General features: G+C 42.5%; 22 protein-coding genes. 12 read left to right on the top strand and 10 right to left on the bottom strand.

All coding sequences use genetic code 11. From position 1 onward, the window contains the following. Positions 1-4: 4 nt before the first annotated feature. On the top strand, positions 5-847 hold the full coding sequence (locus C2M33_RS04645) for a DUF4198 domain-containing protein (protein ID WP_063700888.1): 843 nt from the start codon (positions 5-7) through the stop codon (positions 845-847). Positions 848-874: 27 nt separating this feature from the next. Here C2M33_RS04645 and C2M33_RS04640 read toward each other — a convergent pair whose 3' ends face one another. Beyond that, entirely contained in the window at positions 875-1,411 is a 537-nt protein-coding gene (locus tag C2M33_RS04640) for a hypothetical protein (protein WP_105173869.1), read from the bottom strand. 128 nt (positions 1,412-1,539) lie between these two features. Between C2M33_RS04640 and C2M33_RS04635 the strand changes: the two genes are divergently transcribed. The 3 genes from C2M33_RS04635 to C2M33_RS04625 are packed head-to-tail and all read left to right on the top strand — an operon-like array spanning position 1,540 to position 3,833. Continuing rightward, positions 1,540-1,965 (top strand): DoxX family protein, encoded by a 426-nt coding sequence (locus tag C2M33_RS04635; RefSeq protein WP_105173868.1) that lies wholly within the window; start codon positions 1,540-1,542, stop codon positions 1,963-1,965. 59 nt (positions 1,966-2,024) lie between these two features. After that, positions 2,025-2,891, top strand: coding sequence for a pirin family protein (locus tag C2M33_RS04630; RefSeq protein ID WP_063700876.1), 867 nt, complete (start codon positions 2,025-2,027; stop codon positions 2,889-2,891). A 54-nt stretch (positions 2,892-2,945) separates the two neighbouring features. After that, on the top strand, positions 2,946-3,833 hold the full coding sequence (locus C2M33_RS04625) for a LysR family transcriptional regulator (protein ID WP_063700873.1): 888 nt from the start codon (positions 2,946-2,948) through the stop codon (positions 3,831-3,833). Here the strand turns inward: C2M33_RS04625 and C2M33_RS04620 are convergent. From C2M33_RS04620 to C2M33_RS04605, 4 genes are all read right to left on the bottom strand, one after another. Then, a complete protein-coding gene (locus C2M33_RS04620) occupies positions 3,828-4,712 on the bottom strand; it encodes an SMP-30/gluconolactonase/LRE family protein (RefSeq protein WP_233999109.1) in 885 nt (294 codons plus the stop codon). The genes C2M33_RS04625 and C2M33_RS04620 overlap by 6 nt on opposite strands. 27 nt (positions 4,713-4,739) lie before the next feature. Then, positions 4,740-5,447 carry a sulfite exporter TauE/SafE family protein gene (locus C2M33_RS04615; RefSeq protein WP_063700871.1) on the bottom strand — a complete coding sequence of 236 codons (708 nt, stop codon included), beginning with the start codon at positions 5,445-5,447 and terminating at the stop codon, positions 4,740-4,742. A gap of 128 nt (positions 5,448-5,575) precedes the next feature. Further along, a complete protein-coding gene (locus tag C2M33_RS04610) occupies positions 5,576-6,355 on the bottom strand; it encodes an SDR family NAD(P)-dependent oxidoreductase (protein ID WP_105173867.1) in 780 nt (259 codons plus the stop codon). 45 nt (positions 6,356-6,400) lie between these two features. After that, complete coding sequence (locus C2M33_RS04605) at positions 6,401-7,123, bottom strand: FadR/GntR family transcriptional regulator (RefSeq protein ID WP_063700866.1); 723 nt, start codon at positions 7,121-7,123, stop codon at positions 6,401-6,403. Between the two features lie 261 nt (positions 7,124-7,384). On the opposite strand from C2M33_RS04605, the gene C2M33_RS04600 reads away from it, so the two are divergent. Then, complete coding sequence (locus tag C2M33_RS04600) at positions 7,385-9,013, top strand: sodium:solute symporter (protein ID WP_105173866.1); 1,629 nt, start codon at positions 7,385-7,387, stop codon at positions 9,011-9,013. Positions 9,014-9,055: 42 nt separating this feature from the next. On the opposite strand, the gene C2M33_RS04595 is transcribed toward C2M33_RS04600, so the two are convergent. Beyond that, entirely contained in the window at positions 9,056-10,084 is a 1,029-nt protein-coding gene (locus tag C2M33_RS04595) for a glycoside hydrolase family 43 protein (protein ID WP_063700862.1), read from the bottom strand. A gap of 133 nt (positions 10,085-10,217) precedes the next feature. On the opposite strand from C2M33_RS04595, the gene C2M33_RS04590 reads away from it, so the two are divergent. Next, positions 10,218-11,192 carry an arabinan endo-1,5-alpha-L-arabinosidase gene (locus tag C2M33_RS04590; protein ID WP_233999108.1) on the top strand — a complete coding sequence of 325 codons (975 nt, stop codon included), beginning with the start codon at positions 10,218-10,220 and terminating at the stop codon, positions 11,190-11,192. Between the two features lie 82 nt (positions 11,193-11,274). Here C2M33_RS04590 and C2M33_RS04585 read toward each other — a convergent pair whose 3' ends face one another. The 4 genes from C2M33_RS04585 to C2M33_RS04565 all read right to left on the bottom strand — a co-directional run bounded on the left by C2M33_RS04585 (position 11,275) and on the right by C2M33_RS04565 (position 18,656). Next, positions 11,275-11,700: an FKBP-type peptidyl-prolyl cis-trans isomerase gene (locus tag C2M33_RS04585; RefSeq protein WP_105173864.1), complete on the bottom strand. Its 426-nt coding sequence runs from the start codon at positions 11,698-11,700 to the stop codon at positions 11,275-11,277. A gap of 10 nt (positions 11,701-11,710) precedes the next feature. Next, the gene (locus C2M33_RS04580) at positions 11,711-14,155 is read right to left on the bottom strand and encodes a glycoside hydrolase family 127 protein (protein ID WP_105173863.1); all 2,445 of its coding nucleotides are present in this window, start codon (positions 14,153-14,155) and stop codon (positions 11,711-11,713) included. 74 nt (positions 14,156-14,229) lie between these two features. Further along, positions 14,230-15,567 carry an MFS transporter gene (locus C2M33_RS04575; protein WP_063700855.1) on the bottom strand — a complete coding sequence of 446 codons (1,338 nt, stop codon included), beginning with the start codon at positions 15,565-15,567 and terminating at the stop codon, positions 14,230-14,232. A gap of 272 nt (positions 15,568-15,839) precedes the next feature. Next, a complete protein-coding gene (locus tag C2M33_RS04565) occupies positions 15,840-18,656 on the bottom strand; it encodes a TonB-dependent receptor (RefSeq protein ID WP_063700851.1) in 2,817 nt (938 codons plus the stop codon). Between the two features lie 599 nt (positions 18,657-19,255). Here C2M33_RS04565 and C2M33_RS04560 point away from each other — a divergent pair. The 6 genes from C2M33_RS04560 to C2M33_RS04535 all read left to right on the top strand — a co-directional run bounded on the left by C2M33_RS04560 (position 19,256) and on the right by C2M33_RS04535 (position 26,153). Next, positions 19,256-20,218, top strand: a complete 963-nt coding sequence (locus C2M33_RS04560) for a glycoside hydrolase family 43 protein (RefSeq protein WP_063700849.1) — start codon at positions 19,256-19,258, stop codon at positions 20,216-20,218. Positions 20,219-20,572: 354 nt separating this feature from the next. After that, on the top strand, positions 20,573-23,992 hold the full coding sequence (locus C2M33_RS04555; protein ID WP_105173862.1) for a LamG-like jellyroll fold domain-containing protein: 3,420 nt from the start codon (positions 20,573-20,575) through the stop codon (positions 23,990-23,992). 52 nt (positions 23,993-24,044) lie between these two features. Then, positions 24,045-24,542 carry a hypothetical protein gene (locus C2M33_RS04550; protein ID WP_233999107.1) on the top strand — a complete coding sequence of 166 codons (498 nt, stop codon included), beginning with the start codon at positions 24,045-24,047 and terminating at the stop codon, positions 24,540-24,542. 607 nt (positions 24,543-25,149) lie between these two features. After that, positions 25,150-25,377 (top strand): DUF4019 domain-containing protein, encoded by a 228-nt coding sequence (locus tag C2M33_RS04545; protein ID WP_105173861.1) that lies wholly within the window; start codon positions 25,150-25,152, stop codon positions 25,375-25,377. Next, positions 25,302-25,583, top strand: a complete 282-nt coding sequence (locus C2M33_RS04540) for a DUF4019 domain-containing protein (protein ID WP_105173860.1) — start codon at positions 25,302-25,304, stop codon at positions 25,581-25,583. Before C2M33_RS04545 ends, C2M33_RS04540 begins: the two co-directional genes overlap by 76 nt. 174 nt (positions 25,584-25,757) lie before the next feature. Further along, positions 25,758-26,153 carry a DUF4019 domain-containing protein gene (locus tag C2M33_RS04535; protein WP_105173859.1) on the top strand — a complete coding sequence of 132 codons (396 nt, stop codon included), beginning with the start codon at positions 25,758-25,760 and terminating at the stop codon, positions 26,151-26,153. The last annotated feature ends 38 nt before the right edge of the window (positions 26,154-26,191 follow it).

Below are 26,191 nucleotides of genomic sequence, written 5' to 3'. Positions count from 1 at the left end.
AACAATGAAATTAAAATTATTAAAAACAGCGCTGATCGGCGCTGTGACCTTCACCGCGCTTGCATCTGGCTATGCACAAGCACATGCTCGTTGGTTAATGCCATCTCACACTTCTTTATCAGGTGAGAAAACTCACTATGTGATGATCGATGCCAGTATTTCAAATGAGTTGTTTAGCCCAGATAAAGCATACCGCCCGAAAGAAAAAGGCGCTGAGTATGACGACAACCTATTAATTGCTCTTGCTCCAGATGGTAAACCGGTTGAAGAAACAATTCGTGCATACTACTTAAAACGCAAAAATTCTGCGGCAGTAAGTTTAACGCAAGACGGTACTTACCATATTGCTATGCAGCAAAAGCCAATGCTAATGACTTTCTATAAAGATAAAGACGGCAATCGCGGTCGTGTGTTCGCAGGTAAAAAAGAAGCAGACCTACCAGCAGGTGCAACTGAGGTACGTACTGTAAAATCAATCGCAACAGTTGATACTTTTGTCAGCCGTAATGGCACTTCTAAGCCAACATTACTTGGTCAAGGCCTAGAAATTTCTGGCCCTACTCACCCGAACGATCTATTTGCTGGTGAAGAAGCTAAGTTCCAATTATTAATGGATGGCAAACCAGCCGCTGACGTTGAGCTTGCTATTGTTCGTGGTAGTGCTCGCTACCGTAATGAACGCGACGAAGTGAAAGTAACAACCGACAAAAAAGGCTTCTTTACGGTGACTTTCGCTCACGCCGATATGTATCTAATTGAAGCATCTGTTGATCAAAAACCAACAGAAGCCGATATCGATAACGTACGCTACTCATTATTCACAACGCTTGAAGTAGCGCCTGAATAATACAGCTGATTAGGCCTCAATAAAGGCCTAATTCGACTTTCGAGGAAGGCTGTAGTCAACCGTATGATCGCAGCTACCGTCTTTCTCGCAATCATTAATCCCATCACCATCGACATCCCAGCTTGGGTGCATGCCTTTTAATGTACTTTTTACGACGCTGATATCGGCAGTAAATTCACTTTGCTCCTCACGGCGCGCGGCATTGCGCATCAAAAATACCCGAATCACATAATCGCCATTATCAGGAATTGTAAGCTCAGCATGATCACCTTTTGCTGGGCCAACAAACAAAGCGGTTGGGTTGCCTTTCGGTAAAATATTAAAGTAGTTGCTAGAGTTTGAAGGTGTAAAATCAACCGATAAGATAGCGCCTTTATTAAGGTTAATTTGATATTCCAGCATCTCATAACCTTTAATTGTGTCTTTAACTTGCCAGCTTTGCTGCACCGCAATATCTGATGCTAACAACGCATAATGACGACTATTTGGTAAATTTTGTTCGGCAAACACCAAGCTACTCGTAACCACCGAAAAACAAAACCCTATTAATAACAACAGCTTCATATTCAACCTCCTTTTAAATTCTTTTTTAAAGAATGATAAACGCTAATTTTACAATTTTTAATTCTTTTAAAGTGAATTTATAGTTACTCCATCGCAGACACACTGCTTAACTAAACAGGATACCTACTATGAAACTTTTTACTTTAATCTCAGCTCAACCACACTTACAAAATATTAGCACTTTATTGGCACGTATTGGTTTATCGGCCATCTTTTTACTAACCGGCTTTAGCAAAATAGAATTCTTTGATGCAACTGCTCAATACATGAGCAGTGTCGGTTTACCAGAGTTCTTACTGCCGTTTGTGATTGCCTTTGAAATTGTTGGCGGATTATTTATTTTACTGGGCTTTTTAACACAACTAACCGCTGTCGCCTTTGCTGGTTTCAGCCTAGTGAGTGCTTTGTTATTCCACTTTCAACTTGATGATCAAATGCAGTTTTTAATGTTCTACAAAAACATTGCAATGGCAGGCGGCTTTTTAGCATTGGCCAGTGTCGGTGCAGGCAAAATCAGCCTAGATCAACTAGTGTTAAAACGTAGTCAGGCATAACATTTATCCCAGCCAATAACCTAGGTTGTTGGCTGAATTTGTTTTTAAGGGGCGCAAATATGGCAACGTTATTAACAGCAACCAGCCACGATATTGGTGGGCTCGATGTAAAACGCATCTTGCCGCATTTTGACAAAAAAATGGTTGGCCCATTTATCTTTTTTGACCACATGGGGCCGAATCACTTTCCTCGCGGTGAAGGCATAAATGTGAGGCCCCACCCTCATATTGGCCTGTCAACGCTCACTTATTTATTTACTGGCAGTATTTACCATCGCGATTCACTAGGTAATAGCCTGCAAATAGAGCCCGGTGATGTAAACTGGATGACCGCAGGTCGCGGGATAGTGCACTCAGAAAGAGAAAGCCTTGAAGTACGGGCGAGCGAGCACGACATTAATGGCCTGCAATGCTGGGTTGCTTTACCTGAGAGCATGACCGAAATAGCACCACGCTTTGAGCATATCAAAAAACATCAGCTGCCTGAGAAAATCGAAAAGGGCGTGCTGATGCGACTCATTGTCGGTGATGCCTATGGTTTAAGCTCCCCGGTGAAAAACTACTCACCGATGTTTTATGTAGATACGGTAGCCGAGCAAGGTAGCCATATTACTAAACCGCATCCTCATCATGAAACCGCCGTGTATGTTATTTATGGTGAAATTAGTGTGGGTGATACTCGCTATACCCAAGGCGACTTTGTGCTACTTGATGACAGCGAACACGAAATAACGACACTGGTGCACAGCCGCTTTATTTTACTTGGTGGCAGTAAATTTAATAAAGTCCCGTATTTACACTGGAATTTTGTCGCTTACAGCAAAGAGCGCATCGAGCAAGCAAAACAAGATTGGCAAGCACAGCGCTTTGCAAGCATTCCTGGTGATGAGCTTGAGTATATTGAGTTGCCCACTGCTAAAAAGTAAACTTTTTCAGCATTTACAGGTACTATTAGGCAGTTAAGTAAGCAAAGGAACATCATGCTAAGAATTACGCTAGAACAGTGGCGCATGTTTCGTGCTGTTGTTGAATTTGGAGGCTTTAACCAGGCCTCACAAGGCATTCATAAAAGCCAATCGAGTATTCATAATGCGGTTGGTAAAATTGAATCTGCACTCAATGTAAAATTATTCAGCATTCAAGGCCGCAAAACCGTGCTCACTGAAGCCGGCGAAATGATGCTACGCCGCGCCAATTACTTACTCGATGAAGCCGCTAAGGTTGAGGCCATTGGGCAAACCTTGGGTGAAGGTATCGAAAGTAAGTTACGCATTGCCGTTGATGCTATTTTCCCACAACAATTGCTTTATAAAGTACTTAACGACACGTCATCGCAATACCCGCAACTGCGTATTGAGTTGCATGAGTCTGTACTGATGGGGGGCAATGAACTGCTTGAAAACGATCAGGTTGATATTGCCATTACCGGCTTTCCAATTGCGGCAAACTTTCACGAAGAGTTATGTGATATCGAGTTTATTGCTGTAGCACACCCAGATCACCCTTTGCATGCGATAGAGCGTGAAATTACCCTCGAAGATTTAAAATCACATCGCCAAATTGTGGTTCGCGATTCAGCGAATAAGCACAAACAAGATGGTGGCTGGTTAGGTGCCGATCAGCGCTGGACCGTCACTCATATGCGCACGTCGATTGATATGATCAGTAATGGACTGGGCTTTGCCTGGTTACCAAAAGTCGCGATAGAAAAACAACTTGCGACTGGGCAAATGAAAGCTCTTAATTTAACCCATAACAGCAGTCGCAGCGCTAAATTACATTTGCTCTTTAAAGACGGTGACAAACTGGGCCCGGCAGCACGCGCATTTCTTGGCGAGTTGCGTTATCAAGTGATGGAAAACCTATAGCTTCAAGGGCGTTTCAGCAATACCTTTAACGCCCGGCTCAAGAATAAACACGCCACCACTGTGCGGGTAATCAGCGAGTACTGAGTCTTCTAGCCCTACTGCCGCAGTTGTCACTGCCAGATGCGTGAGCTCTTCACCAACAAATGCGACACTCGTAACACGTGGAGCGGGTAAGCGAATAAACTGCACCTGCTCACCGTTTGGAGCAAAACGATACACGCCATAACCATTCCATGCAGCAACCCAAAGATGATCTTCGCTATCAACGGTCATGCCATCAGGAAAACCCATATTATCAGTAAAGCGAATAAACTCGTGCTTATCAGCAAGCTCGCCATGTTCATTCAGAGTAAAGCGGTAGATTGTTTGTTTATCTGAGTCTGTAGAATATAGAAACTGGCCATTTTTACTTACCGCGGGGCCATTGCTAATCGTGTAGTCATGATCAACTGCTGTTGGAGCCTGACCATGACCAAAACGGTATAACTTGCCACTATTGGTTTGCTCTTGAGAGTCCATTGAGCCGAAAAAGCCAAAGCCTTGGCGAGACGTTTTGCCATCGTTTAAGCGGTTTTGTGAGGGTTCGTGATCAATTGCATAAAGTAGTTCGCGACTAAAGTCTTCGCTATTTAGCTTATAAACGCCTTTGGCAAAACCTGCGACTAACTCTGCTTGCTCGGTTTCCATCACCCAACAAATTGGTTCTGGCATGGTAAACTGGCTAACGCGCATTGATTGGCAATGCAAACGAAACAAACGCTGCCCTAAAATATCGACCCAAAATAAACAGTTATGCGCCTTTGCAAAATAGGCACCTTCACCTAATTGGCATTGACTAGAAATGATTACTTTAATGGTGTCATCGAGCATAGGCTTCATTACACAAACAGCTGAACTATCCTCATTCTATCTGTGTATGAAAATAAGTGCTAGGCCAGATAAACCAGCAACCAGTAAGATGATGCCGCGAATGGCCTTTTCGTTGAGGTTATTGTTGATCACAAACGACAAGCCCCAGCCAATTAAAATTGCGGGTAAGCAGAAAAAGAACAACTTCACATCAGCCATATCGGCAGAGCCTGTCAGCATCAATACAATAATGCCAAACAGGTTTATAAATACAAAAAAGGCACTCAGGTTTGCTTTAATTTTGTCTTTATTTTCAGCTTGATAGAGTAGCCCCATTGGCGCGCCACCAGCAGAAGTAGTGGTGCCTAAAAAACCCGACGACATTGACGCGAGTAAGCTAGTAATGGTGGAGATTTTCGGTTTCATACCTATGATGGATAATGCCACCACTACCAAAATACTCACACCTAGCAAGAGTTGATACTGCTTAGCATTGACATACCACATCACCATAGCGGCAAGGATAACCCCTACGGCCCCACCAATAATGGAAATGCCAGTCTGTTTCATGTCTATCGCGCCACGGTGTTTAATCATTAACACCGACGTTAAAAACAGCGCATTCAAAATCATTGGCCCAGGCACCAGCTCTGGCATTAGCCAGTAAAGTACAGGCACGCATAACATACCTAAACCAAAGCCAATAACACTTTGCAGGCAAGCGCCAATAATCAGAATTAAATAAACAAGTACAAAGTCGGTCAAACTTTCTTACCACCTTCCTAAGTATGGGATCTGTTGATGATATAACCCATATTTTATTATTATAGTATCATTTGAATTATGTAAAAAATTTTATCGCAAGTTAGTCATTTTGCAATCGTTTCGCAAAATTATGTCCAACCGGCATCCACGATCAGTGATTGTGCAGTCATCATGCAGCTATCATCTGCGGCCAAAAACAATGCCGCGTTTACCACATGGTCAGGTTGAATTGTTTCGTTAATACACTGACTTAAACGCACATCTTCAATCATTTCTGGGGTTAGCCAATGAGTAATTTGGCGCTCTGTCATCACCCACCCCGGAACCAGTGAATTTACACGAATATTGTCTTTACCATATGAAGCAGCTAATGAACGGGTTAAACCTTCAATCCCCGCTTTCGCTGTTGTGTAGGCTGGCATGCCTGTTTGCTTAATACGCCAGCTTACCGACCCCATATTGATAATGCTACCACCGCCTAAACGCTGCATGTGTTCAACCACAGCTTGCGATGAGAAAAAACACGGGCGCAAGTTAACTGCAAACTTGTCTTCCCAATATTTCACATCCATATTTTCAGCGGCATGGCGAGTGTCATCGGCTGCATTATTAATTAACACACCAATGTCACCCTGTTGCTGACGCGTTTGCTCTATGGCCGCTTTTAAGGCTTCAACATCACGAATATCACAATGGATAAATTGTGGGTCAAACTCATATTTACCCGCTAATTTTGCGCATAACGCATCGCTTTGCTCGGTTGCAATATCAACAAAGGTGACTTTCGCGCCCTGCTCGCAGAACCGCGTTACCATTACTTCACCAATTCCCGATGCACCGCCAGTAATAAACACACTCTTACCAGCAAGGCTTGGGTAAACTGTTTTTAGCTCGTTTGAATTTGGCATGATAACCTTTTGTTTTAAAGTAATTACAACGTCAAGAAGCGATACTTATTGAGCCGCTTCTTTATCAGCGATTTCTTTTTCAATAAACGCCATTGCTTCATCAATCATGTACGTCATCATGTTTTTAGCACGTTCAGGATCGCCGCTCGCAATCGCGTTATACACTTTAAAGTGCTCTTCAGCGATAGCCTTTTTATTACCCTTAGCAGGTGTAGTATGTTGAATACTTACGTGTAATGCGGTGCGAATAAAATCACGTAATTGATAGAAAAAACGGTTACCACTGGCATGTAAAATTGCCGTGTGGAAGGCAAGGTCTGGCTCATGCATTACGCCTTCTGGCTCTTCTGCTGCCGCTTGCATTTTATCGAGTGCCATTTTAATTTCTGCAATGGCTGCTTGGTCGCCTTTTCTTGCTGCAAGTGCTGCTGCTTGCGGCTCAATCGCCAAGCGCACTTGTAAGAATTCTTTAAGTACGTAAAGCGATGGGCTGCTTTCTAACAACCATTTTAATACGCTTGTATCGTATAAATTCCAGTTATCCGCCGACTCAACACGAATACCTTGTCGTGGACGAGAAGAAATCAGTCCTTTTGCAGCAAGCATTTTCACTGCTTCACGAACAGCTGTGCGGCTAATACCATACACTTCACAAAGTTGTGCTTCGGTTGGTAGCCCCGTTTCAGTGTTATAATCACCAACAATAATTGCTTTACCAAGCTCATTGGTAACTTGTTGTGATAGGTTTAAATTTTCTAAACGCGCCATGTGTGTTCCTCAAAAGATCTGAGTAATATGATACATCTATAAAGCTATTCCGTCATCCTGGAAATAATTGATTAAAATCAACAACAAGCAAAAAACAGCCTAATACAAGTGTCTATATTTCAAACAATACAGTCACCACTTTACCTACAGACTGTCACCTTATTTTAACAAATCTCTTTCACTTACCTTATTTATAATATAATATTTTTATTCAACAACTAAAAAAGCAAAATTCTCTTTCAAAATTAGGTGGAACACACGATGGTCGAACTAAGTACCTTAGACTGGGCAGTGCTAGCAGGATTTTTTGTCCTGTTACTAGGCGTTGTCGTGATGTCTATGCGACAAAAAGAAGAAGACACCGCTGATTACTTTTTAGCGGGTCGTAATGCAAGTTGGTTAGTGATTGGTGCCTCTATTTTCGCATCAAACATTGGCTCGGAACATTTGGTGGGCCTTTCAGGTTCAGGTGCACAATCGGGTATGGCACTGGCTCACTGGGAAATGCAATCGTGGATCATTCTACTACTCGGTTGGATTTTCGTGCCTTTCTATTGGAGTAGTAAAGTCTACACCATGCCAGAGTTCCTAGAGCGCCGCTTTAACTCTAAATCACGTACCTTCTTGTCTGTTATCTCATTGATTAGTTATGTATTAACCAAGGTTGCGGTAACGGTTTATGCCGGCGGTATCGCATTTAAAACAATCTTGGGTATTGAGAGCATTTGGGGTATCGACTTCTTCTGGATTTCAGCGATTGGCCTTGTGGTGATCACCGGTATTTATACGGTACTTGGTGGTATGAAAGCCATTATGTGGACCTCCGTGTTGCAAACTCCGGTGCTCATTATTGGCTCCTTAGTCATATTAGTTGTTGGTTTAGATAAAGTAGGTGGCTGGGAAGAAGTTGAGCGTATTAATGCGGCCAATATGCACCTTATTCGTAGTGCTTCAGATGCTGAATTCCCATGGCCAGGCATTATTTTTGGCTCATTCATTATTGGTTTTTGGTATTGGTGTACAGACCAATACATCGTACAACGTGTTCTATCTGCAAAGGGTATTAAAGAAGCCCGTCGCGGTACCATGTTTGCTGGTTACTTAAAATTACTTCCTGTATTTATCTTCTTAGTGCCGGGTATGATTGCCTATGCATTAAATGCTAAAGGTATTATTAGCTATGAAAGTGCTGACCAAGCCTTCCCAACGTTAGTTGCGGAGCTATTGCCAGCAGGTGTTAAGGGGATTGTAATCGGTGGTTTAGTTGCAGCACTAATGAGTTCTTTAGCATCATTATTTAACTCATCAGCAACCTTATTCACCATTGATTTTTATAAGAAATTCAAACCTGAATCATCTGAGAAACACCTTCTTAAGGTAGGTCGAATTGCCACTATCGTTATTGTTGTATTAGGTCTTTTGTGGATACCCGTCATGAGCTTAATTGCCGATGTGCTTTATGAATATCTGCAAAGTGTTCAGTCTCTTATTGCACCGGGTATTGCTGCGGTATTCTTACTCGGTTTATGTAGTAAACGCATCACTCCAACAGCGGGTTTTGTGGGCTTAGTATCTGGTTTTGTACTGGGTATGATCCGCTTAGTCTTGCTGCCATTTAAAGATGATTTAACAGGTTCATCATTTGCGTGGATCACCACGATGAACTGGTTGTATTACTGTATTCTGCTATTTGTCATCGTGGTCGCCATTATGATTGTGGTGAGTATTTTCACCAAACAAGCAGACGAAGAACAATTGAAAGGTCTTACTTTCTCAAGTCTAGATAAAGCAACCATGAAAGAAGTGGCTGCCGGCTTAGATAAGTGGGACTACATTCATACTGCGGGTATTATTGGTATTACTGCCTTTATTTACTACCGCTTCTGGTAATCGTTCGTTCCCAAGTTGTAGGGCGCCAATTGGCGCCCTTTTTTAGTCTGCTCGTTCAGGTGAGAACACTGGAAAGCCGTTTTTATCCCACGTAATAATGCGTGCTCGCGCATGGCGATTTGGATCTGTCAGTGGTGTTCCTTTCAGCTCTTTATAATCACGACTGTGATAAATCATTAAATCGGTTACCCCATCTTCAGCTTTCACAAAACTGTTGTGTCCAGGTCCAAAACGACCCAACTCAGCATTGGTAGTAAACACCGGCTCTGCCTTTTTATGCCAGCTAGCAGGATTAAGTAAATCAGCATTCACATCTGCCCATAGTAAGCCCATTGCATATCGATGATCGGTAGCGCTGGCTGAATAAGTGACAAATATTTTATCGCCATGAGTGATAACAGCAGCACCTTCGTTGACCTTATAACCTTGCACTTCCCAATCAAGAGTTGGCTCAGTAATCGCGATAATGGGTTCTTTAATTGATGTTGGTGAGTCCATTTCAGCTAACCATAAAGCTGAGTTATAAGTTGCAGGCTGGTTCTGCTGCGCCCAAATCATGTAACGCTTACCCTTATGCGTAAAACTTGTGGCATCAAGCGAAAAACTATCAAGGTGGCTAGTTACTTGACCCATTTCTTGCCACTCACCTTGCATCGGATCAGCACTGTCGTTTTTAAGCGCATACATACGAATACTGAACGGTTTTTCGATATCACCTGCGGCAAAGTAGATATACCAACTGCCATCAATCTGATGCAGCTCTGGAGCCCAAATATTGACACTCATTGGGCCTTTATCTCGCTTTTGCCAAATAACCTTTGGCTCAGCTAATTTTAAATCGTTTAAGCGACAAGCTTGGCGCAGCTCAATTTCATCAAATTTCGGCGAACTACCAATGAACGTGTAACAGCCACTTTTTTCATCACGAACTAACCAAGGATCAGCACGCTTAAGTACGATGGGATTATCAATAGGTGCAAGAGTCTTGCTACTATTAGCATCAGCGAGGGCTGACAATGACGAGGCGCTTAACGCACTAAGAAGCGTTAGCCGAGATAATTTTTTGAGCATAATGTGTCCTGTAATTCGTCTCGATTTTATTGTTAATATTGTATTACATATTATATAGTAGCTGAATGAACACAAGAGTTAAAACAACAAAAGGTATTCAAGCATGAGACCCGTAAGTAAGGTGACACACGCAATGAAGTGGCTTTCAACAGGGCTACTTTTTTCTGCCGCAGCCGTATCTGCAAAACAAGTTGAAGTACACGATCCGGTAATGACCAAAGAAGGCGACACGTACTATGTCTTTAGCACAGGCCCGGGCATTACCTATTATGAGTCGAAAGATTTAACCAACTGGAAACTTACCGGCCGCGTTTTTAAAGATGAGCCAAGTTGGGCAAAGCGTATTTCACCAAGTTTTGATGGCCACTTATGGGCACCCGATGTGTACGAGAAAAATGGTAAGTTTTACCTTTATTACTCAGTCTCTGCATTTGGCAAAAACACCTCAGCAATTGGTGTAACGGTTAACGAAACCCTTGACCCATCATCACCTGATTACAAGTGGATTGATTACGGCATTGTGGTTGAATCTGTGCCTGAGCGTGACGATTGGAACGCTATCGACCCTGCAATTATCGAAGATGACAATGGTACACCGTGGATGAGCTTTGGTTCGTTCTGGGGTGGTCTTAAACTAGTACAACTTGATGATGACATGGTGCGCTTAGCAAAACCTGAAAAATGGCATCACATTGCGAGTCGTCCAAATACGGAACATGGCCCGATTGAAGCACCTTATATCTTTAAAAAGAACGGCTATTACTACTTGTTTGTTTCGTTTGATAAATGCTGCCGTGGCGTAGAGAGTACTTACAACGTGCGCGTAGGCCGCAGTAAAAACATCGAAGGCCCATACTTAGATCAGCAAGGTCGCTCTATGGTTGATGGCGGTGGTAGTTTAGTTATTGAAGGTAACAAAGATTGGGCAGCCCTTGGCCATAATGCTGCATACACCTTTGATGGCAAAGACTATTTAGTATTACACGCCTACGAAACAGCCGATAACGGCGTGCAAAAGCTACGTATTTTACCTATGAGTTGGAAAAACGATTGGCCGGTTGTTAACCCCGCCGACCTAAATAAGCTCAAAACCAAGCTTAAGAAGTAATCATCCAAACCAAAAAAACCTGCAAAATTGCAGGTTTTTTATTTACTTAAGTGATCTATTTTGAGATAGCAAGTTGGTATTATTAACGAAAATCAACCAAGGTAATATCAACGAGCATGGGGCTTTGGCAGCCTTGTTGATGCTTTTCTTCAATAAATACGCTGTACACATCGCGTGCCAAATGCGCAGGTATTAGCACCTCAAAGCGACTGCCTTTATTCATTAATTGCAATGCTTCTTGCAAGCCCACTATCGCCTCTGCAATTTCGTACTCTACAGCAGCACCTTGCTTGCGAGTGTCGAACAACACCCGTCCATTTTTAAGGGTAACCCGTTGATGAACAGTCACTGTGGCATCCCAACTAGGTTTATCCCCCTGACCTTGCTCAATTACTCGATAACCAAGCCCTGTCGGTGTTCGGTAAAAACTGTGTTGCTCAGCGCTATTATCTAAAAGCGACGGTAAAACATGCTCTTTTGCCGTCGCAAACACATTGTTGCTTAACATAGCCAACTCTTTATTGTGCGTTGATTAAACGAATACCATAGATACCACCGGCAACAGAATCTTTGTCGGCAGCAAAACGTAAGGTCAGCGTTGTCGACTTTTTCATTGCTTCTGTTAATGGGTAATCAATGGTGTAGAACTCATCCGTTGGTTTACCTACAGGCAAACTAACTGCAGCTAATTGCTCACCATTTAAATTAATTGAGAAGTGACGGTTCACATCGCCAATAAAATAGCGAACACGCAAAGCAACCGCTTTTTGTTCTGGGTTACTAAGCTGATACTCAAACCAACCTGTTGCATCGCGCCAATGGTGGCCATTATTAACACCTGCGCGGGTTCCTTCACCTTTAAAGCCATGCTCAACTTCTGGTTGTTGCTCACCCGGCGTAATTTGATCCACGGTTAATAAACGAAGCTGCTCTTTCGCTTGCTCAGCCGCTTTTGCATCGGCAACAAATTGCGTGAACTCGGCTTCGCTTTGCTGCGGCCAATACACTTGGTAGCGACTATCGTGTAAGCGGAAGAACGGAATTAGCTCTGTGCTTTTGGTGTTATCAATACCTTGCTTGGCAATTGCCACATTTTTATCGGCGATAAATGCGAGCTCTTGGCCCGGTTTACGAGTGAGATCGGCAATAAATTTTTCTGGTTCACTCAGCATTATTGGCAGAGCTTCTGGCGGACAGGTCGGCCCTGCGGCGATGTGGCCCATGCGGCTATTATCAGCAACAAAGTTAAGCTGTTCATTTGCAAATGCTTGTACTTTAGTGGCCATTACAACAGGCCCATACATCACAGAGTAATAATGCTGACCATCAGGTAGCTGCTCAGTATAAAGCTTAGGACTAAGTTCAAAGGCAAGTTTGTCACCGCTTTGCCATGCATGGCTGATGCTGTAGTAACCGTCTTTTTCGGTTGCGCTTACAGCTTGTCCATTTAGAGTAAAGCTCAACTCACCTTGTTGCCAAGACGGTTTACGAATATGAATTACCGACTCAGCACTTTGCCCCTCAGACAAACGATTTACGGTCAGTGAGACCTTGTTATCATCTGGGAATTGGCTTTCTTGCGTGATCTGTAAGCCCTGCTGTTGCCAGTTTAACGTGCTTGGAATAAACAAGTTTACCCATAGCTCTTGACCTGTATTGCTATAAATCAGCTCACCATATTTACTGTGATTTTCAATACCTGAGCCTACGCAACACCACATTGAATCTTGCACTGACGAATACATACGGTAATGACCAGGACGCATTGAGGTAAAGTAAACAAGGCCACCATGCTCTGGGTGTTGTGACGATAAAATATGGTTATATGTGGCGCGCTCATAATAGTCTAAATAGCGCGTATCACCGGTTTTTAAGAACAATAACTTACTCAGTTTCATCATGTTGTAAGTGTTGCAGGTTTCTGGGCCTTCAACATCTTCAACCATAGGCGTGAAGTCACTTTTATCATGAAAATGCTCACGTACTGAGTTACCGCCAATTGATACTGAGCGCTCTTGGCTGACGGTTTTCCAGAAAAAGTCAGCACCTTGCTGCCATGCTTTGTCATCGCTGGCATTTGCAACTTTCAACATGCCAATAATTTTTGGAATTTGCGTATTGGCATGCAGGCCCGTTAACTTATCTTCTTTGTGTAATAAGGGTTCAATGATGATGTTATGAGAGAACTGGCGGGCTAGTTTTAAGTAGCGCTCATCATCACTTATAAAGTACATGTCAGCAAACACATCATTTAAGCCACCATGCTCTGAATACAGCATTTGTTGAACTTGTTCATCAGTTAGCTTGGCAGTGGTCGCTAAGAACCATTCTCCTAGCTTAAATAGCATTTGTTTGGCTTTATCACTACCAGCTACGTCGTATGCATCACGCAAGCCATGGAAGATTTTATCTATGTTATACAGCGGCACCCAGCGGTCGTTTAAGCTGAATAAATCGGCTTTGATTTCACCCTTTTCAATCTGCTGCCACATTTCATCGCTATTTGGGATACCGCCTAAGTAACCACCTGTGGCTTGTTGAGCGCGATCCAGCTCACTCAGCATATAATCTAAACGCTGCTTTAATTCTTCGTCACCCGTAGCTGCCCACGCAAGACTCAAGGCAGAAAGATAATGACCACCAATATGGCCATCAAGTCCTGTGCTTTCCCAGTTGCCATAATTAGGCGCTTTTGGTTCAAGGCCAGCTTCACGCAGGTAAGGAGCAAGCAGCTGATCAGGGTGAAGAGCTAATAAATAACGCACATTCGTTTGCTGTGCATGTAAAAACGGGCTGGCGCTTAAACTTACTTGATTGAGGGCAAATAAATGTTGTTCGCTGGTATGTTCAGCATGCTCCACAGAAGCGGCTTGTTTACTGTCTGTTGGCAGCTCACTGCAACCGGTCACAGTTAATATTGCAGCGCAAACGCTTGCCAAATAGCTAACTTTGAATGTGTTCATACTGTTGTCTCCCAGCGAATTGTTATTTTAAAGAGCAAAGCGCACACACTGTTTAGTGTGTGCGTAAAGAGTGATTATTTTGGTAGGCGTTTATGAATAACCATATCCGTATAGTATTCATCGGTAATTTTGTATTTTTTCAAGATCAGACCTAGCAAGGCGTGGAATACACCAGGAATGATAGTTAGCATCAGTGCTAAGCCCATTAGGGTAAATTCGGTTTGCTCAACGTTAGGCTTGTACTCAAAAAATGCCAGTAATAAACCACCTGCTAAGCCAGCTAAGCCACCCCCTGCTTTTTGGCAGAATGAAATACCACCAAACGATAGACCCGAGGCACGAACGCCGTCTTTAATTTCACCGTAATCTACGGCTTCAGCAATGGCAGACCAGAATACTGGTGCATGTAAATCAACCACAAATGACAAGATGATATAAAGCACAAACGCCATCATTACATCACCCGGTTGCACCACAAAGTACATTAGCAATGAGATGAATAGCACGGCGATTTGTGATTGACGGAATAGCTTCATTTTACAGTAACGCTGGGTGATCCACGTACTTGCCACCATAGAGACAATAGATGCTGCAATACCCGCACTGGTAAAGGCCCCCGCTAAATCTGGCACACCTAAATAATAGGTTGCGTAATACATAGCAACACTGCCACGAATCGCATAGCCAAGCGTACCAAGTACACATGCTGCACAAAGTAGTAACCATTGGTCGTTTTTAATAAGCACTTTTAATTGCGTAATAACACTTTCTTTTTGCGGCTCGTGAGTAATACGCTCTCGAGTCGTTAAGAAGCAAAATAAGAACAACGCAACGGCACAGGCTGATACCAGCGCCATCGCCAGTTTATAACCGTAAGATAAACTATCGCCACCCCAGTAAGATGCTAATAACGGCACCGAGAATACAATCACTACATTGGCAATTTTAGCGAAGAACATACGGTAGCCATTAGCTGACAAACGCTCTTTAGGATCGGCAGTTAATACGCCGATATAAGAAATATAAGGAATAGCAACACCAGTAAACATCAAGGTCGCGAATAGGTAAGTCGCATAAGCCCAAGCTAACTTCATGTTGTAGTCGAAATCTGGCGTGGTAAAGAGCAGAACGACCGACAAACCATAAGGTACTGATAAAAATAAGAACCAGTGACGAAACTGACCCCAACGGGTTTTCACTTTATCGGTGATCACCCCCATTAAAGGGTCGGTAAAGGCATCAACAAAACGCGCCACTAAGAACAACACACCCATATCAACCGGATCAAGTCCGTAGATATCGGTGTAAAAGAAAGACATAAAATAGAATAACGCTGCAACCATGACATTCACTGCCATGTCACCGGCACCAAAGCCGACCTTTTCTACAACGGATAACTTTTGAGATTCCATACAACAACACCCTAATTGGTCAATAATGAGCCGCCGCTCACTATTTCAAGCAATGTCGAAAAGCCTTCAACACTGCGTATCAAATAAATTTACAGCCTTAGATATTACACAGCTTGGCCATTGCGTTCGTTATTTTTGTAAATTTAATGCTAATCTAATTAATAGTATTATCATACTTATTAAATCGCAACTCTTTTCGACCGATGGCAAAGTATCGCGCCAGCAATAAAAAACCCCAGCAAAGCCGGGGTTTTTGGGTCTATTCAAGAAATTTAGAAAGAATAACGTGCACCAAGTGCGAATGTGCGTGAGTAGATACCGTTACCAAAGTTAAACAGGTTGTCGTTACCTTCACCATAGTAGTTTTGATATACGTCATCTAGGATGTTCGTTGCATCAAAAGTAACCACTAAATCATCATTCACATTGTAGCTAAATTGGAAATCTAAGCTTTGCTCAGGACGACTCCAGAATTGAATCGGGTTAGCAAAGATTGCCGCTTCGTTACCTGTGTAGAACTCAGAACGCCATACATAAGATAAACGCATGTCGAATGAATCACGCTCGTAGATACCTACGATACTGTATGATTCATCAGAAACACCGGCCATTTGTGAATCAACATAACCAGAGATCTCACCCGTCTCATCGAATTCAGGTGTATCTTGTGATGAATCAAGCATCGTGTAGCTTGCTTGCACACCAAAACCGTTTAAGTACTCTGGTAAGTTTTCTGGGAAGTAAACTAAACCAACTTCTAAACCAGATAGTTCACCGTTTGAAGCATTCACAGGTGCACTTAATACATATGGACGTGTTACGCCATCATCACCTTCGCGCACAACTTGCTTACGACCCGCAACAACTAAGCCTTCAATTTCACGCTTAAAGTAAGCTGCGTAAAGTGAGCTTGTATCTGCGAAATACCATTCAAGTGATACGTCGTAGTTCTTTGATTCTGTTGGTTTAAGATCTGGGTTACCACCATTACCTGTACCGTAGGTAGCACCTTCTGTTAATGGATCATACCAGTATTGCAGTGCATTTAAGTCAGCAAAATTAGGCATACGTAATGTTTCTGTGTACGCGACACGACCCACTACATCATCAGTGATATTCCAGTTAAGCACAAAGCTTGGAAGTAATGCGCTGCTATCTGCACTTGCTGAGCTTTCTTCAAATACATTTGAGTTCATGCCGCCAGACTCGGCAACAAAGTCCATGTCTTGTTCATAGCTTACATAACGTAAACCGAACTCACCGCTGATATCTTCCGTTAAGAAAAAGTTAGTTGTTGCATATAGCGCGTATGAGTTTTCTTCGATATCAAATGTTTTGTAAACGTCTTCAGCTTCAATGCCGTATACGCTGCGAACAGCATCGCCATTATCTAGCATGTAACCACCGTCTGCAGTTACAAAGCTGTTGAATACATCAGCACGGCCATCGAAATAGTCATCAACTTGGAACACAATGCCAGTACCATCGCCAGATGCACCCGCCGCTGCTAGCTGTTCAATTAAGCTTGCTACAGAGGTGTTAGCAATACCTGCATCTTGACCACGGGTGTATTCTTGCGCAGTACGTTTTTCGTAACGACCACCAAACTTCACTTTATCGAAGATAGCGCCGCCAATTAGGTATTCAGCATCAAACGTGAAAGTTAATGCGTCACCTGCGTTACCGCCGCCATTGTCATAAATTGTACCTGCATTCCAGTTTTCGATAGCAGCCATATCTGCTTCGTTTACCGCTGTATTTGGGTTATCCCAAAACGCGATACCTGGTACGCCGTCTTTATCGTTAAAGTCTACATCTAAACCATATGCAGTGCGGTCAAATCGCATTGCGAAGAAATCTGTTTCGTACTCACTGTCTTGGTAAACAACTTCTGTATTAATGGTTAGGTAATCGCTTGCTTGCCACTCTGCACCTAATGCATATAAGTAGCTATCTGTTTTACCGTATGAGTAGTCACCACTTTGGAAGCCGCCAGCGCCAATCGCTTGCTTTTCCTTAATAACGTTAGTGCCATCAAACACCGTTGGTGTTTCAATGAAGCCGTTACCGTTTTCAAACGTATTTGAGAACCACATCGCGTTTTGCGATTCGTTTTCGTAACCTGTGTAGAAACCTTCAGCTGTGATTTCGAGTGTTTCATTAGGTGCCCACTGTAAAGAGACAGACGCAGCTGGACGCTTACGAAGACCAGTGAATGAAGTACCAAAAATAGCATCGCGTGCAAGTAGGTATTCAGTTGGCTCACCATTTACGTCTAAAGTAGAACCTGCCGCAGTCGGTAGACCTAACTCAGTACCTTGAGTCCAAAATTCATTTGGTACACGTGAGTACGGTGAGTAGTTGTACTGTGGTTTATCAGTAAAAAATGGGAACGCTGCACCCGCTGTAATGGTGTCATCGCGGTAATGTGTTTCAGCATAAGAAATATTGAAAAGTGCACCAAACTCACCAGCACCGTCGATTTCCCAACGGTTAGAAAGTAACGCACTGATATTTGGATCAACTTCATCTGGTTGATCTGAGTAAATCGCACGTGCCGCTAAAACAACTTTTTCACCTTCGAAGTTGAAAGGACGGTGAGTTTTAATATCAATCGCACCTGCGATACCACGTTCGATTTGATCCGCCGAACGGGTTTTATAAACTGTTACGCCTGAAAGTAAACTTGCAGGAATGTCTTGCAGCGCCACATCACGACCCGCACCTGTAAAGATAGCGCGGCCATTAACTGTGGTATTAACATCAGTAAGACCACGGATTGAAACCGCACTTACTTCACCAGCACCACGGCCTGTTGTTTGTACACCTGTCACACGTTGTAGTGCTTCAACTACGTTGTTATCAGGGAATTTACCAATATCTTCAGCAACAATTGCATCCACGATTTGAACGCTTGCACGTTTTTCATCTAGCGCTTTGTTTAAACTGCCGCGAATACCTGATACTTGAATAACCTCCATCTCATCGACGTTATTCTCAGGAGTTTTTGGTGCTTCCTCCTGTGCAAAAGCAAATTGACAGGTAAATGCCATAACTACAGCACTGGCTATGTGTGTTCTTTTAAACATAAGCGGTGTTCTCCAAATTATAGTTTTATCGGTCCGCTGAACTTTCCCCATTCAGTTACCGAAGAGTGACCACTGCATTGTGCATCGTGTGTTGTCAAAACGGTGCGCGAGTGAATCTACATTTTATTATGTTAATACATTGCTGCCTGAACTTTAATCATATTGTATGATTATTTAACAGTCAACTCAAAAAGCCAAATTAAAATTAGTGCCATTATGTTTACAAAAAACGTTGTAATTATAACACGTTACAAACTCAAAAAGGGCTGCGTTTTTATTTTGGGAATTTATGTAGCCCCATTATTATCAGTCACTTAGCGTTTATTTGTTTGCTTGTTTAATTTGTCTTTAGTTCATCCAGAGCGACAAAAAAGGGCTAACAAGTTATTTACCCGGCGTATTTTGATGCTACTATGATAAAAATACAATAATACAATATAGAGTTATTTTTTGCTGCACTTTTACTGGTTTGTTTCGATGTAAACAATCAGTTACTCAGTATAATCAGGCATACACTGTGTATTATCTGGTCATTTAGAGCGAGCTCTAAATACAAAAGCTGCAGTTTGAACAACAATTATTAGTCACAGAGGACACTCATGAAGAAATTAAAAGCGTTAGCGCTGCCATTGCTTTTTTCGAGCAGCTTAGCCGTTGCACAAAACCCATTATTCACCGATGTATTTACTGCAGACCCAGCAGCACTTGTTCACAATGACACCGTATACCTTTATACAGGTCATGATGAAGCACCTAATAATGATGTGTTTTTTGAAATGCACGACTGGTTAGTCTTTTCATCAACAGACATGGTGAACTGGAAAAAACACGGCCCAATCATGAAAGCAACCGACTTTAAATGGGCTAAAGGCGAAGCATGGGCTTCACACATGATTGAGCGTGATGGCACTTTCTATTTCTTTACAACCGTTCGCCACGACGACACAAAACCAGGTTTTGCAATTGGTGTTGCGACGTCTAAATCACCAACAGGTCCATTTAAAGACGCGATTGGCCATGCATTGGTTACCGATGATATGACCAAGCACACGCCAAATGATTGGGACGACATCGACCCTGCAATTTTTACTGAAGAAAACGGCGATACTTACATGTTCTTTGGTAACTTAATGCCAAAATACGTAAAGCTAAGCGACGACTTACTGTCTCTTGATGGTGAAATTAAAACGCTAGACTTGCCTAACTTTACCGAAGCGTTATGGGTTCATAAGAAAAACGACAACTACTATGTTTCGTACGCATGTGAGTTCCCTGAGAAGATCTGTTATGCCATGAGTAAAAGTATTCACGGACCGTGGGAATATAAAGGTATCTTGAATGAGATCGCAGGTAACAGCGAAACCAACCACCAATCAATCATCGAATACAAAGGTAAAGACTACTTTATTTACCATACTGGTGCTGTACCACCGATTGATGGCAAACCAAGTGGCGGGCGTTTTCGTCGTTCAGTGGCGATTGAGCCACTTTACTACAACGAAGATGGCACACTTAAACGTATTATCATGACCACTGAAGGTCTAAGTAAACAAGACAAGTAATATCAAAAAGGGCTCTTTAAGAGCCCTTTTTAATGCTCAAATGTAATACAAATAAACAAATTTAACGGAAAATCCTCACTTTCCGATAAGCAAAAAACTTCCCTAATAGCGCAAAAACAGCGAAAAAAACGCCAAAAATGGCAACTTGAAAAAATTAAAATCACGCTGTACATATTGTAAACACTGATACTTCATGTTTACATATCAATTACCTTTGCAAAAGTATTTGCACATTTTAAATCGTACTATAAAATTACAATACTACGTTCTTATTAGTTTGATATAGGCACGCGGCAATTTTATTGACAACAATCGAATAAAAAAATGAATCCCAGTTTCAAGAGGACACATAAAATGAAATTAAATAAATTAGCCATGGTCATAGCCTGCTCTTTGGCTGTTACAGGTTGTGGCAAAGAAGATGGTACTAAGCTTGACACAGCACCAGCGGTTGCCGACCCGCAAAGTGCAAAACCGACAGTAAGCAGCAGTGTTGAATACACTGAATCTGGTAGCGTAATGGTTACCAATGTAAGCGTGCACGACCCTTCTGTCGTTAAAGTTGACGACACTTATTATATTTTTGGTTCACACCTTGCTGCCGCTAAATCAACTGATCTCTTGAACTGGGAAATGATTTCGAGCCTTTCAGCTAACGCAGCCGTTAATGAAAGCCCATTATTCGATTACAACTACACAGGTGAAATTGCCGAAGGTATTGAATGGACAGACGGTTTTACAGGAAACTGGGCGGCCGATGTAATCAAAGCGCCAAATGGCAAATTTTGGTTTTACTATAACCACTGTGCACAAGATAACCCAGATACCGCAGATGTGGTTGATGAAGTGTGCTGGAACCGCTCTTACCTTGGTTTAGCTGAAGCTGACAATATTGAAGGCCCATACAAAAACAAAGGTATTTTCTTACGCAGTGGTTATCGCTCAGAAGCTGAATTTACAGCTTACCCACTTGATAACGGCCAAACGACATGGAATGGTGCCGTTGATCCTAACGTAATCGATCCAGCGGCATTCTATGATGCTGACGGTAAACTTTGGATGGTTTACGGTTCATACTCTGGCGGTATTTTCGTACTAGCAATGGACGAAGAAACGGGTATGCCTGAAGCTGGTCAAGGCTATGGTAAAAAGCTAGTAGGCGGCGACTTCCGTGCAATGGAAGGTGCATTTGTTATGTACAGCCCAGAAAGTGAATACTACTACTTATTCTACTCAGTAGCTGGTTTTGCGCTAAATGATGGTTACAACATTCGTGTTGCTCGTTCTAAAACACCAGATGGTCCTTACCTAGATAACGCAGGTAACGATATTTCAACATTAGGTGGCTTAGAAGTTGGTGAAAAACTAATGGGCGGCTTTGAGTATACACAAGAGCTTGGCGAAACAGCACCAGCATGGGGCTACCAATCACCAGGTCATAACTCTGCTTACTACGATGAAGCGACAGGTCGCCATATTTTAGTAACGCATACACGTTTCCCGCAAACATCGACTGAGTTCCCAACCATTTCAGAAGCGCACCAAGTTCGCGTACATGAAATGTTCATTAACTCATTAGGTTGGCCTATGGCTTCACCGCAGCGCTATGTGCCGCTTGAAGGCGACAACATGGTTGTGGCAGATGAACTTTATGGTTATTACAAATTTATCAACCATGGTAACGATGTAAATACAGATGCTATTCGTTCAATGCATATTGCTTTAAACGAAGATCACTCAGTAACCGGTGATGATCCAGGTATCTGGTACATGATTGATGACTCAAATATTAAGCTTGAGTTAGATTCTGGTACGTACTTTGGTGTGGCTAAATGGCAATGGGATGATGCAACTAAAGCGATGGCGGTCACTGTATCTGCAACATCAAGCGAAGGCGCTACCATTTGGGCAAGTAAACGTGATGAAATCACAGATACAGCTAACGTACTAGGCACTGTTCAAGAAGCGCTAGATATTAAAACTGAATTATCAATTGCTGACGAAGGCTACTCATTACCAACGAAAGGTAAAGACGGTGCTGCAATTAACTGGGAAAGTAGTGATGAGTACTACATCACCAGTGAAGGTTCGGTATTTATTCCAACGCCAGATCGCGGTGATAAAGCAGTTACATTAACGGCTAATATCTCATTAAACGGTGAAAGCACAACCAAAACATTTAATGTAAGTATTGAAGCGCGCCCTGAGTTTAAAAATGCGATTGCACACTATGCATTTGAAGATTCACTCAGTGATGGCTTAGGAAACCTTGATGATGCGGGTGTAACAGACAACAGCATGCTAAATGTGGGTGCTGGTACAGCAGCCTACGCTGAAGGTCAAACAGGTAAAGCATTTAACTTTGATGGTGCAACGGGTGTGCGTTTACCTGATGATCTTGTTACTGGCGATGAGTACACTATTTCATACTGGTTTAAGCCAACTGTACTGACTAACTTCACGCCTACATTCTTCGCGGCAACCTCTGATGCACGTTGGATGAGCTTGATCCCAGGTAGTACCCACTTTACAACAACACCAATGCTTTGGAGTCGTTACTTAGCTGATGATGGCACAGATATGTGGAACCAAATCATCTCTGACTCACCAGCGGTAATGGATTGGAATCATATTGCCATCACTTATGCTAATGGCACAGCGACACTTTATCGTGATGGTGTACGCTCAGGTACGATGCCACGTCCTGATTTCTTTAGCACACAAACAGGTAACTTTGCGCTGGGTGTGAACTACGGTTGGGACTTACCTTTCCAAGGTCAAATTGATGAATTTATCGTCTATGACTATGCGCTAAATGGCTTAGATATTAATGGTGCGGCTATCAATAACCTGACAGATCCGACTAAATTCGAAGACTTCATTACAGATGCGCTTGATTTAGGTGATGTTTCTGCAGTACGTGATAGCTTTGAATTACCACGAGTAGGTCCATTTGTATCTGGTATTAGCTGGACGTCAAACAACGAAGAGTACTTAAAACCAGTTAACGGCACGGCTGTTGTGACACAACCAAGTGCTTCTGCTGGCGACCAAGTTGTAACATTAACTGCAACCATTAAGTACAAAGACTTTACGGATACTAAGTCATTCGATGTAACCTTAAAATCACTTGCACCTGCTGAATACAGCTTTGAAGGTGACCTAAGTGCATTAAACGGCGCATACGCGGCGGGTAAATCAACGGGTGGTTTCATCAATAATACTGGCGGTAGCGTAAGCTATGTTGAAGGTGTAATTGGTCAAGCAGTATTCCTAGAAGGTTCAGGTGTTCGTTTACCGGATAACCTAATCACGACTAATGACTACTCTGTATCTATGTGGCTTAAACCAGAAAGCTTCACAGATTACACAACAACGTTCTTTGCCGGTGCAAGTGCAAACGCATGGTTAAGTTATGTACCATCGATGGCAGGCTCAGCGCTAACGCGTTTATGGGCAAATAACGGTGCCTTCTTCGATAATGCAGAACTAGATAGCCGTATTCCTGCAAAAGAGTGGACACATGTTGCTTTCACTGTTGATGGTACGAACGGTGATGTACTGAAGATGTATGTTAACGGTGAACTACAGCTAGAAACCGATGGCTTCCCACGTGTATTCACGGTTCCTGGTGAAACAAATGAGTTTGCTCTAGGTGTTAACTACTGGGATACGCCATACCACGGTGCTATCGATGAACTGAAAATTTTCAACGGTGCGATTAGCGCTGAAGAAATAAAAGCACTCTTTGATGCAGCTGCTGCACAAGAGTAACAAAGTGAGGTGAGCTGCCTCACCTCAACTATTTGTTGTCTGGAAAGGCCGGGTGAAAACCCGGCTTTTTTCTAAAGCTTTAGTACCTTTTGCCGATACATACATATCATTCACTATCATCGCTCTCATTATGGCTATTAACTCATTAGCAAGTGCGCTAACTATCTCAAACGCAGGCACAGCAAGCAGTCATACCCACTCAAAAGTAGGCTACAAACTTAGCAGCCAAGAGATGAATAAACTCTCTGGTCGTGAAGTAGAGCCCGCTCAAAAAGAAGAAGTATCTAGCGAACTCCCCGCGCATATTCGCAAAATGGTTGAGCAACTTGAAAAGCTCAAAGAACAACTCGAACTCGCCAAAGAGCAATTAGCCAAACTGCAAGCGCTCAAAAACCAAGAAGATGAAGCTGTAAAAGTGCAAGTTGAAACACAGACCAAGATGGTGATGGAAATCCAAACGCAAATAATGTCTCTTAGCCAATCAATTAGCGATGCGCTAAAAGAAGCAGGTATTAGCGACCCTGGAGTGCTAATGAGCGTGCTGGTGTGATAGAAGCTTTAAGCTGTAAGTTTTGAGCTATAAGCTTTAAGTCTCAAGTTTTACTCTTGTCGCTTTCATCTCGCTAACTCCCTTTCATGCTCACTTTACTCTTGCAACTTTACCCTCGCTAACTTCCTTTCATGCTCACTTTACTCTTGCAACTTTACCCTCGCTAACTCCCTTTCATGCTCACTTTACTCTTGCAACTTTACCCTCGCTAACTCCCTCTCATGCTCACTTTACTCTTGCAACTTTACCCTCGCTAACTTTTCTCAAAAAACCCAAAAAAGGGTCAAAACCCAGTGAGTATGCGGGCTCTGAAATATCGAGCACGCAAATACGAAACTTCCTTAGCAGTAAAAATAGGTGTTATTTAGGGTCATTGTCGTTACATTTAGTAGCTGTTAAAACAACTTGTTTTGTTCAATAAATCAACAGCATAAAATTAACGACCTAACCTACATAGCCACTTTACGAACTCAATGACAAAGACCGTTCAAATAAAAAACAACACTTAAATCCCACTAAAAAGCCTTTCCTAGCACTTTTTTAGTATAGAAATTAACCAACTCATTCGTATTATGAATTCACCCTATGAACGAAGTGAGGGCGTCTTATGCGTCAAATTTTATTACTTTCTGTAAATGGATTTACGCTACAAAAACTGTTTTTACTGGCATCGTTATTGGTGTGCTTTTTCACCTCAGCTGAAGAAACAAGCCCTATCTCAACAGCAAGAGCATGGTTAACCTTGGTTGATTCTGGAGAATACCACGAGAGCTGGCAGCAAGCGATCAGGTTTTTCAAAACACCACGCCCAAAGCTCGCTGGCAAACAGCCTTAGATCAAATACGCGTTCCTTTAGGCCGAGTTATGTCTCGCACCTATTTTGGCACAGCAGAGTATAGCTCATTACCCGGCCTGCCAAATGGTGAGTATTTAGTAGTCAAGTTTCAAACCGAGTTTATGAATAAAGAGGCAGTTGTTGAAACACTCAGCCTTAGCAAAGCCGCCGATGGCTGGCACCCATTAGGCTATCTGATCGATTAGTATAGAGCAGCGCAAAGCGCCCTTAGGCTTTGTGCTGTAAGAGTTATCGGCAGTCAAAATACGTATCTGCGGGAAAATAAACCGCACAATTGATGAATAGTATTTATTGTTCGTCGTCGTAACATAAAAACACTTCAAGACGTACTAAATAAACAACAAGTAAATGGAATTGCTATGAGAAAAACGCTCTTACTAATCATTTTTTTAAGCTGCTTTTGTGCACATGCTGAGGAGCTCGAAGTTATTCATCGCGCTAAAAGCTGGCTTGCGTTAATCGACAACGGTCAGTATCAGCAAAGTTGGCAGCAAGCAGACTCATTATTTAAACAAACAATGCCACAAAGCAACTGGAGCAAAGCGTTAAAACAAGTTCGGGTACCGCTTGGCAAGGTGGTTTTACGTAAGAATTTAAGCCTGATGAATTACGACTCTTTGCCCGGAACACCTGATGGCGAATACGTGATCATTCAGTTTCAAAGCCAATTTATGAATAAAGAGCAGGCCATTGAAACAATTAGCCTCAGCAAAAGTAGTGGCCAGTGGCAACCTATCGGTTATTTTATTAATTAGGGGTTATATTTAGGTTTTAGGCTCTAGGTTTTAGGTTC

This window comes from Pseudoalteromonas sp. T1lg122 (assembly GCF_002964825.1).
GTDB classification, from domain to species: domain Bacteria; phylum Pseudomonadota; class Gammaproteobacteria; order Enterobacterales; family Alteromonadaceae; genus Pseudoalteromonas; species Pseudoalteromonas gelatinilytica.
The sequence above is the reverse complement of the archived record's forward strand: the minus strand, read 5'-3'. Positions and strand labels throughout refer to the sequence as shown.

Excerpts from the sequence above, each read along its gene's own strand:
- C2M33_RS04635 (WP_105173868.1), top strand. The coding sequence starts at position 1,540 with ATGAAACTTTTTACTTTAATCTCAGCTCAACCACACTTACAAAATATT.
- C2M33_RS04620 (WP_233999109.1), bottom strand. The coding sequence starts at position 4,712 with ATGAAGCCTATGCTCGATGACACCATTAAAGTAATCATTTCTAGTCAA.
- C2M33_RS04545 (WP_105173861.1), top strand. The coding sequence starts at position 25,150 with ATGCGTCAAATTTTATTACTTTCTGTAAATGGATTTACGCTACAAAAA.
- C2M33_RS04590 (WP_233999108.1), top strand. The coding sequence starts at position 10,218 with ATGAAGTGGCTTTCAACAGGGCTACTTTTTTCTGCCGCAGCCGTATCT.
- C2M33_RS04600 (WP_105173866.1), top strand. The coding sequence starts at position 7,385 with ATGGTCGAACTAAGTACCTTAGACTGGGCAGTGCTAGCAGGATTTTTT.
- C2M33_RS04610 (WP_105173867.1), bottom strand. The coding sequence starts at position 6,355 with ATGCCAAATTCAAACGAGCTAAAAACAGTTTACCCAAGCCTTGCTGGT.
- C2M33_RS04595 (WP_063700862.1), bottom strand. The coding sequence starts at position 10,084 with ATGCTCAAAAAATTATCTCGGCTAACGCTTCTTAGTGCGTTAAGCGCC.
- C2M33_RS04645 (WP_063700888.1), top strand. The coding sequence starts at position 5 with ATGAAATTAAAATTATTAAAAACAGCGCTGATCGGCGCTGTGACCTTC.
- C2M33_RS04580 (WP_105173863.1), bottom strand. The coding sequence starts at position 14,155 with ATGAACACATTCAAAGTTAGCTATTTGGCAAGCGTTTGCGCTGCAATA.
- C2M33_RS04625 (WP_063700873.1), top strand. The coding sequence starts at position 2,946 with ATGCTAAGAATTACGCTAGAACAGTGGCGCATGTTTCGTGCTGTTGTT.
- C2M33_RS04565 (WP_063700851.1), bottom strand. The coding sequence starts at position 18,656 with ATGTTTAAAAGAACACACATAGCCAGTGCTGTAGTTATGGCATTTACC.
- C2M33_RS04555 (WP_105173862.1), top strand. The coding sequence starts at position 20,573 with ATGAAATTAAATAAATTAGCCATGGTCATAGCCTGCTCTTTGGCTGTT.
- C2M33_RS04640 (WP_105173869.1), bottom strand. The coding sequence starts at position 1,411 with ATGAAGCTGTTGTTATTAATAGGGTTTTGTTTTTCGGTGGTTACGAGT.
- C2M33_RS04585 (WP_105173864.1), bottom strand. The coding sequence starts at position 11,700 with ATGTTAAGCAACAATGTGTTTGCGACGGCAAAAGAGCATGTTTTACCG.
- C2M33_RS04630 (WP_063700876.1), top strand. The coding sequence starts at position 2,025 with ATGGCAACGTTATTAACAGCAACCAGCCACGATATTGGTGGGCTCGAT.
- C2M33_RS04560 (WP_063700849.1), top strand. The coding sequence starts at position 19,256 with ATGAAGAAATTAAAAGCGTTAGCGCTGCCATTGCTTTTTTCGAGCAGC.
- C2M33_RS04605 (WP_063700866.1), bottom strand. The coding sequence starts at position 7,123 with ATGGCGCGTTTAGAAAATTTAAACCTATCACAACAAGTTACCAATGAG.
- C2M33_RS04575 (WP_063700855.1), bottom strand. The coding sequence starts at position 15,567 with ATGGAATCTCAAAAGTTATCCGTTGTAGAAAAGGTCGGCTTTGGTGCC.
- C2M33_RS04535 (WP_105173859.1), top strand. The coding sequence starts at position 25,758 with ATGAGAAAAACGCTCTTACTAATCATTTTTTTAAGCTGCTTTTGTGCA.